This window comes from Paenibacillus planticolens (assembly GCF_013141725.1).
Taxonomy (GTDB): Bacteria; Bacillota; Bacilli; order Paenibacillales; family NBRC-103111; genus Paenibacillus_E; species Paenibacillus_E planticolens.
Genome location: NZ_WHNZ01000026.1, coordinates 214,997 through 221,983, shown reverse-complemented (window position 1 = coordinate 221,983; position 6,987 = coordinate 214,997). Strand labels below are relative to the sequence as shown.

Here is a 6,987-nt window from a genome sequence, read left to right as displayed (position 1 = left end):
TTTTTCCAGCTAATAGGGGCGGATGCGGCAATAGTGGTGGTGGGGCGGCATCTGGTTAACGACCGTCATGCGACGCCACACTACTCGCTGGGAGCTGCGCGCGGTAGCATAGCAGCGGTGCTGGGAGCTGCACGCGGTAGCATAGCTGTGGTGCGGGGATCAACGGGGGGCAGCATATAGAAATCCCCTTGTCCGGCAATCCTGCGCGGCAAAGGGGACTAATTTCTTATTAGGATCTTGTCTATTAATGGATTAATGGATTAATGAATCCATGGCTTAATGCTTCATTTTTCGTCTGGCTTCCAATTCCTTCTTCAGGGCATGCTCAACAGATTCCGCGAGAATATCGAATTTTTCTGCAACCGAATAACCCAGCACTACTCCGCAGTGCGTACACTTATGCAGTTGCAGATCAGTCATGTTGGAACAATTTCTACACTTGATCACCGTAAACCAAACCTCCTAAAGAGAACCCATTGTAGACTGCACAGAAAATTCACGTTACTCGGCATCCGCCGCACAGCGAAATCCGATATTTCCAGTTGAGCTGTCCGGTGTGTTCTTGCTCCGAGCGGCCACCCGGTACCGGTTGCAGTACGATTTGTGGCACAAGTAGGACCCTCCGCGCATCACGCGAGCTTGGCCGGTCGGAGGTCCTGACGGATTCACTCGTTTGGCTTTGACATGATAATCCGGGCTGAACCAGTCCGAGCACCACTCCCAAACGTTGCCCGAAACGTTATACAAACCGTAGCCGTTAGGCTCGAACGCTCTAACCGGCGCGGTGCCCGCATATCCGTCGCTGGCGTTGTTTTTGACCGGGAATTTCCCCTGCCAAATATTACACTTATGCTGGCCGCCCGGCTTCAGCTCGTCCCCCCATGGGTAGCGCTTTTGCACCAAGCCGCCGCGAGCTGCGTACTCCCATTCGGCTTCTGTCGGAAGACGCTTACCAGACCATTTGCAGTAAGCCAGCGCATCCTGATAGGACACATGAATAACCGGGTGATCCCAGCGGTCTTCCACATTGGAATCCGGCCCTTCCGGATGCTGCCAATCCGCTCCTTCGACAACCCACCACCACGGGGTTTGCTGAACAGCGGATTTCACTTTCTGAGCTGTGGCTTCGGACACAAACAAGTGAAAAACAAAAGACCAGCCGAACGCTTCCGCTTCCGTCCGATACCCCGTTTGATCAACGAATTGCTTGAATTCCTCATTGGTTACCGTACACGGATCTATGTAAAACGGCTTGACCGTTACCTCTCGAACCGGCCCTTCGCCATCGGCAGGGAAACCTTCTTGGTCGTCCGTTCCCATAAGGAACGCGCCGCCGCTTAAATAGATCATGCCCGACTTGTCCAAGATTTGGCTGACGACAGGGCTATTCGCAGGCAGCGGAACCTGGGTCGCAGCCGGAGTACCCGACTGAACTTGTGCTGCCGAATCCCGACTTGCTGAACAACAGGATTTATTGGATTCCAAATAAAGCTCCCCCTCTTCATTTAGCAAAGAAATGACATCCTTTTCTATATAACAAGGATATCACCTTCCATGTCAACAAGAAAGGACCAGTCGACAACCATCGACTGATCCTTTCTTATCATCCGCTAATCGCAGCGGTGGACTTGCGTATCACAAGCTCCGGTTTAAGCACTTGCGCAAGCTTAGCCTCCGACGGATTCGCCAGCTGCGCGATCAAAAGATCAACAGCCAGCTTCCCCATCGCCTCAATCGGCTGAGCAATCGTTGTCAAAGGCGGATCTGTAACGGAGGCCAATATGGTATCGTCGAAGCCGACGATCGACACATCCTCCGGAACGCTCAGACCTAAAGCTTTGGCTGCCTGGAGTGCGCCGATGGCGAGCAGGTCGTTACAGCAAAAGAGCGCCGTAGGACGCTCTTCCTGCTGCAGCAGCTCCAGCGCTTGGCGCTTGCCGTCGCGAAGCAGATCGAAGCCGCCGGACTTTACCCAGGCTTCCGGAAGTTCAAGACCGGCGCCCGTTAACGCTTCGCGGAACCCGCGAATCCGTTCCCGGGAGGAACTGACTTTCAAATGCTCGGCAAGCACGGCAAGGCGGGTATGGCCGAGCTCCAGCAAATGCTGCGCTGCTAATTTGCCGCCTTCGAAGTCCCCGACATGCACGGTCTGCACATAGGGACTCGCCATCTCCCGGGCGATGGAAACGATCGGGATCGACTTGTTCGCCAGCGGAGTCAGCAGCTCTATATTGTCCATGCCGGTCCCGATGATCATGCCGTCCACGCTTTTTTGCTGCAGCAGCGTCAAGTACCGCTCAACCCGCTCATCCTCATTATGCGTAGAGCAGATGACGATGCTGTAGCCGAGCTTGTGTCCTTGATCTTCAACCGCATGCGCAATTTCCGCGAAAAAAGGATTGGAAATATCAGGGACGAGCAGCCCCAGCGTGTACGTTTTTTTGCCGGTCAAGGCTGCAGCAATAACGCTTGGCCGATAATTTAACCGTTCCATAACGTGGAAAATTTCATTGCGCCGCTCTTCGCTGATTTTCCCCTTTCCGTTAATGACCTGCGAAACAGCGGCTATCGAGACACCCGCTTCACGGGCTACATCATATATGGTTGCCTTCATGCGCTTCTCCTATCGTTGATTCTTCCACATTAGATCATTAGATTCTATTATGATCAGAAGGCGCCTAAGTTGCAACCCGCGGAGTGCAGCCCTTATTCGCGAGGCTTCGTCATCAGCCAGGCGTGATCGGGATCATTATGGAACTTCCACGTCCTCACAGGGCCGGCCATGACATTCAAATAGTAAACTTCGTACCCTGGCGGCGCGCACACGGGATGATAGCCTCTAGGCACCAATACGGTTTGACCGTCGCGCACAACAAGCGTCTCGTCCAGCGAACGGTCGTCCGTGTACACACGTTGAATGGCAAAGCCCTGCTCGGGTTGAACGTGGAAATAATACGTTTCCTCCAGCAGCGATTCATCGGGAAGCGAATCCCGGTCATGCTTATGCGGCGGGTAGCTGGACCAGTGCCCATTCGGTGTAAACACCTCCACGACCAGCAAGCTGTCAGCCGACTCCTGTTCAGGGAGTATATTATGAATTCTACGCTCGATATTCCCATACCCCCGAGACTCGACGCCGACCTGCGCAGGCGCGATCAATCTGGCCGGATAACGGCCAAAGCCGGGAGCAGCGCACACCGCCAGCTCTACCTCCGTCAGCGCTAGAACCTCGTAGAGATCGTCGTTCGGCACATAAACGGAATAGGGCGGAATCTGCTCAAAGACGCTCATCCGCTCGCCGATAGCTTGCCAGGATTGGAGCTTGGTGGCAACATCCGCTTTCCCGCTCAAAAGAACGAGGCAGATTTCATTGCTGCCCGTTTCACGGCGCAGAACTTGGCCTTGAGCAAGCTTGACAACCTGGAACCCTACATGCTCCCATCCGGCAGACTCTGGTGTGACGGTTAGGACGACACCTTCCTTATCCGCCTCATGCGCTTTTACGATCAGATTTGAATCCGCCATGTTATCCCTTGCCTCCCTGTCTTATGATTGAGCTACAGGCTGCTGCGACCGCAGCTCGCTGAGTTCACTGATTTTCACTGGACGCTTCAGTAGGCTGGAGAATTTAGCAGCCAGCGCGATGCGTTCGGCTTGCAATCCATCGTACCCTTCGACAGGCAGCGCGTGACCGTTCACTAAGCTGTCGATGAACATTTGAGTTTCGAGGGTATAAGCCGCATTATAACGCTCCAGGAAGAAATGCAGCGGTTTATCCCGCATGATGCCCTCGGCGGTGGAAATCTCCGCTGTATTCGGATGATCGTTGGTCACGGCAACACTGCCTTTGGAGCCGAATACTTCGACCCGCTGATCATAGCCGTACACAGCCTGACGGCTGTTATCGATGACGCCGAGCGCACCGTTTGCAAAGCGAAGCGTCACAATGGCCGTATCGACGTCGCCATGCTCCGCGAAGACCGGATTGATCAGCACATTCCCCTGTGCATACACTTCCTCCACTTCGCTGCCGGTAACGTACCTTGCCATATCAAAGTCGTGAATCATCATATCCATGAAAATACCGCCGGACACTTTAATATAATCCGGATGCGGAGGATTCGGGTCGCGCGATGTGATTTTCACAATATGCGGCTGTCCGATAGTACCGCTCTGCACATGTTCGCTCACCCGTATAAAGTTATGATCGAACCGGCGATTGAACCCGATTTGCAGCTGAACGCCTGCTTGACGCACAGCATCCAGCGCCTCTTCGGTCTGCGCAATGTCCATCGAAACCGGCTTTTCACAGAAAATGTGCTTGCCCGCCTTCGCCGCTTGCTTAATCAGCGGGACATGCGTATCTGTTGACGAACAAATAAACACAGCATCAATATCGGGATTGGCGATTAACGCCTGGCTGTCCTGAACGACCTGCTCGATGCCTCTTTCCGCTGCCCAGGCTTCCAATTCCGCTCCGGCAAATAAATCACTGACAGCAACAACTTCAACCTGCGGCAATCTCAATAAATTATCGGTATGAATTTTTCCGATGCGTCCCGCACCGATGATGCCAACTCTGATCTTCTTCATCATACATTCCCTCCCGCTTTGCCAGCACTGCCAAACAAACGTATTTTCGCTTTAACGGAAGCCTTAATCGCTTCCCGCGCGGGGATCATATAATTGCGCGGATCGTAAGCTTCCGGGTGTTCTTGTAAAAAGCTGCGAATAGCCGCTGTGCAAGCTGCTTGGTTATCTGTGTTGACATTGATTTTACAAGTCCCCAAAGCAATCGCCTGCCGAATTTCGCTCTCCGGCAATCCGCTGCCGCCATGCAGAACGAGCGGCAGACCGGTTAACCGCTGTATTTCTCCCATCCGGTCGAAGCCCAGCTTAGGCTGACCTCGATAAGGTCCGTGGACGGAACCTAGCGCAGGCGCTAAGCAGTCAATCCCCGTCTCATACACCAATTTCACGCAATCCTCCGTCACCGCGTACATTCCTTCGGCTTCATCCACGACCAAGTCGTCCTCTCGTCCGGTAATTCTGCCAAGCTCCGCTTCAACGCTTGCCCCAAGGACATGGGCCATTTGCGTGACCCGTTTGGTCACGTCGATGTTCTCATCCAGTGAAGCGTGCGAGGCGTCGATCATCACCGAAGTGAACCCTGCGTGAAGCGCCTTTACGCACACTTCATAGGTTGAGCCGTGATCCAAGTGCAGGGCGACGGGCACGGTAATGCCGTAATGCTCGATGAGCGTATTGACCATCCCCACAATGCAGGGGAGACCGCCCATATAGGGGATGTAGGGCTCGCTGACACCGAGAATGACAGGCGCCATTTCTTCCTGAGCCGCCTGCAGGATAGCCTGTGTGAACTCTAAGTTGTTCAAATTAAACTGCCCGACGGCATACTGCTCTTCAAGCGCCTCTTGCAGCATATCCTTCATCGAAACCAGCGCCATGCCTTCCACTCCTTCTAGATCTCTATCATGTCTTCAGCTTCAACTACCAGCGGGCTGTGACCATTTTCTTGCGTGTATAGAATTCGACGCCATCCGTGCCGTTCGCATGAAGATCGCCATAGAACGATTTCTTCCAGCCTGAGAACGGGAAGAACGCCATCGGAGCCGGTACGCCAAGGTTGACGCCAAGCATCCCGGCATCAATCGTATCCCGGAATTGTCTTACTGCGCTTCCGCTATCCGTGAAAATGCAAGCGCCATTCGCAAAATCCGAACGATTGGCCAAGTCAATCGCTTCTTCCAAGGAATCTACCCGTACGATGGACAGCACAGGCGCAAAAATTTCATCTTGCCAAATTTTCATATCACACTGCACTTGGTCAAAGATCGTTGGCCCCACGAAATAGCCTTCTCCGCTTGCAGCCGTATCCTTGCGTCCGTCGCGCAGCAGCAGCGCGCCTTCTTGCTCGCCGGTCTGAATGTATTGGAGCGTACGCTCTTTATGCGGTCCGCGAATGACAGGTCCTAGGAAGATGCCCTCTTCATTGCCGTTGCCGATCGTAATATGGTCCGCTGCTTCGACCAGCTTCTGAACGAGCTTATCGCCCACATCGCCAACGGCGACGACGACCGAGCACGCCATGCAGCGTTCGCCTGCGGAGCCGAAGGAAGCATTAATAATTTCTTTGACCGCCAGTTCCAGATTCGCATCCGGCAGGACGATGGAATGGTTTTTCGCGCCAGCCAGCGCCTGCACGCGTTTCCCGTGCGCAGAAGCGGTTTTGTACACATATTCAGCGACAGGCTGCGATCCTACGAAAGAAACCGCCTTAATGCCTGGATGTTCCAAAATGCCGTTCACCACATCATGTGCGCCATGAACGATATTCAGGACGCCATCCGGCAAGCCGGCTTCCATAAACAGCTCAGCCAATCGGTTGGCCAGCAGCGGCGTCCGCTCGGACGGCTTCAAAACAAACGTATTTCCGCAGGCAATCGCCAGCGGGAACATCCAACACGGCACCATCATCGGGAAGTTGAATGGCGTAATGCCGCCTACAACGCCGACGGGATAGCGATACATCCCGGACTCCAAGCCCGTTGCGATATCGGGAAGCTGCTTGCCCATCATCAGATTGGGCGCGCCCGCAGCGAATTCGACGCATTCAATTCCGCGAAGCACTTCACCATAAGCTTCCGTGTAGCTTTTGCCGTTTTCTTTGGTCACGAGGCGTGCCAGCTCTTCCCAATGCTCGACCAGCAGCTGCTGATACTTGAACAAAATGCGGGCTCTGCGCGGAACAGGTGTAGTGCTCCAAGTCTTAAAAGCGGCGCTTGCCGCTTGAACAGCATGATCCACGTCCGCTTTTGTCGAAAAAGGCACATACGCAATTATTTCTTCGGTTGCCGGATTCATTACGCCTTCGGTTTGGGTTGCGGTTGACTCTACCCATGCTCCGCCAATCAAGTTTTTCAATACTTGTGTCATCGTCGGTTTCCCCTTTCGTTGTTGCCCTGT

General features: G+C 53.8%; 7 protein-coding genes. All 7 read right to left on the bottom strand.

The genetic code is table 11. The features are described from left to right. Nucleotides 1-276: 276 nt before the first annotated feature. A complete protein-coding gene (locus tag GC097_RS14230) occupies nt 277-420 on the bottom strand; it encodes a hypothetical protein (protein ID WP_171683953.1) in 144 nt (47 codons plus the stop codon). Nucleotides 421-501: 81 nt separating this feature from the next. Next, entirely contained in the window at nt 502-1,398 is an 897-nt protein-coding gene (locus GC097_RS14225; RefSeq protein ID WP_246294243.1) for a formylglycine-generating enzyme family protein, read from the bottom strand. A gap of 205 nt (nt 1,399-1,603) precedes the next feature. Further along, on the bottom strand, nt 1,604-2,614 hold the full coding sequence (locus GC097_RS14220; RefSeq protein ID WP_171683952.1) for a LacI family DNA-binding transcriptional regulator: 1,011 nt from the start codon (nt 2,612-2,614) through the stop codon (nt 1,604-1,606). 92 nt (nt 2,615-2,706) lie between these two features. Next, nucleotides 2,707-3,525, bottom strand: a complete 819-nt coding sequence (gene iolB, locus GC097_RS14215; RefSeq protein WP_171683951.1) for a 5-deoxy-glucuronate isomerase — start codon at nt 3,523-3,525, stop codon at nt 2,707-2,709. Between the two features lie 21 nt (nt 3,526-3,546). Beyond that, the gene (gene iolG, locus GC097_RS14210) at nt 3,547-4,593 is read right to left on the bottom strand and encodes an inositol 2-dehydrogenase (protein ID WP_171683950.1); all 1,047 of its coding nucleotides are present in this window, start codon (nt 4,591-4,593) and stop codon (nt 3,547-3,549) included. Beyond that, entirely contained in the window at nt 4,593-5,468 is an 876-nt protein-coding gene (fba, locus tag GC097_RS14205) for a class II fructose-1,6-bisphosphate aldolase (protein ID WP_171683949.1), read from the bottom strand. Before fba ends, iolG begins: the two co-directional genes overlap by 1 nt. A 43-nt stretch (nt 5,469-5,511) precedes the next feature. After that, complete coding sequence (locus GC097_RS14200) at nt 5,512-6,957, bottom strand: CoA-acylating methylmalonate-semialdehyde dehydrogenase (RefSeq protein ID WP_171683948.1); 1,446 nt, start codon at nt 6,955-6,957, stop codon at nt 5,512-5,514. Nucleotides 6,958-6,987: the final 30 nt, after the last annotated feature.

Excerpts from the sequence above, each read along its gene's own strand:
- GC097_RS14230 (WP_171683953.1), bottom strand. The coding sequence starts at position 420 with ATGACTGATCTGCAACTGCATAAGTGTACGCACTGCGGAGTAGTGCTG.
- GC097_RS14220 (WP_171683952.1), bottom strand. The coding sequence starts at position 2,614 with ATGAAGGCAACCATATATGATGTAGCCCGTGAAGCGGGTGTCTCGATA.
- iolB (WP_171683951.1), bottom strand. The coding sequence starts at position 3,525 with ATGGCGGATTCAAATCTGATCGTAAAAGCGCATGAGGCGGATAAGGAA.
- iolG (WP_171683950.1), bottom strand. The coding sequence starts at position 4,593 with ATGAAGAAGATCAGAGTTGGCATCATCGGTGCGGGACGCATCGGAAAA.
- fba (WP_171683949.1), bottom strand. The coding sequence starts at position 5,468 with ATGGCGCTGGTTTCGATGAAGGATATGCTGCAAGAGGCGCTTGAAGAG.
- GC097_RS14200 (WP_171683948.1), bottom strand. The coding sequence starts at position 6,957 with ATGACACAAGTATTGAAAAACTTGATTGGCGGAGCATGGGTAGAGTCA.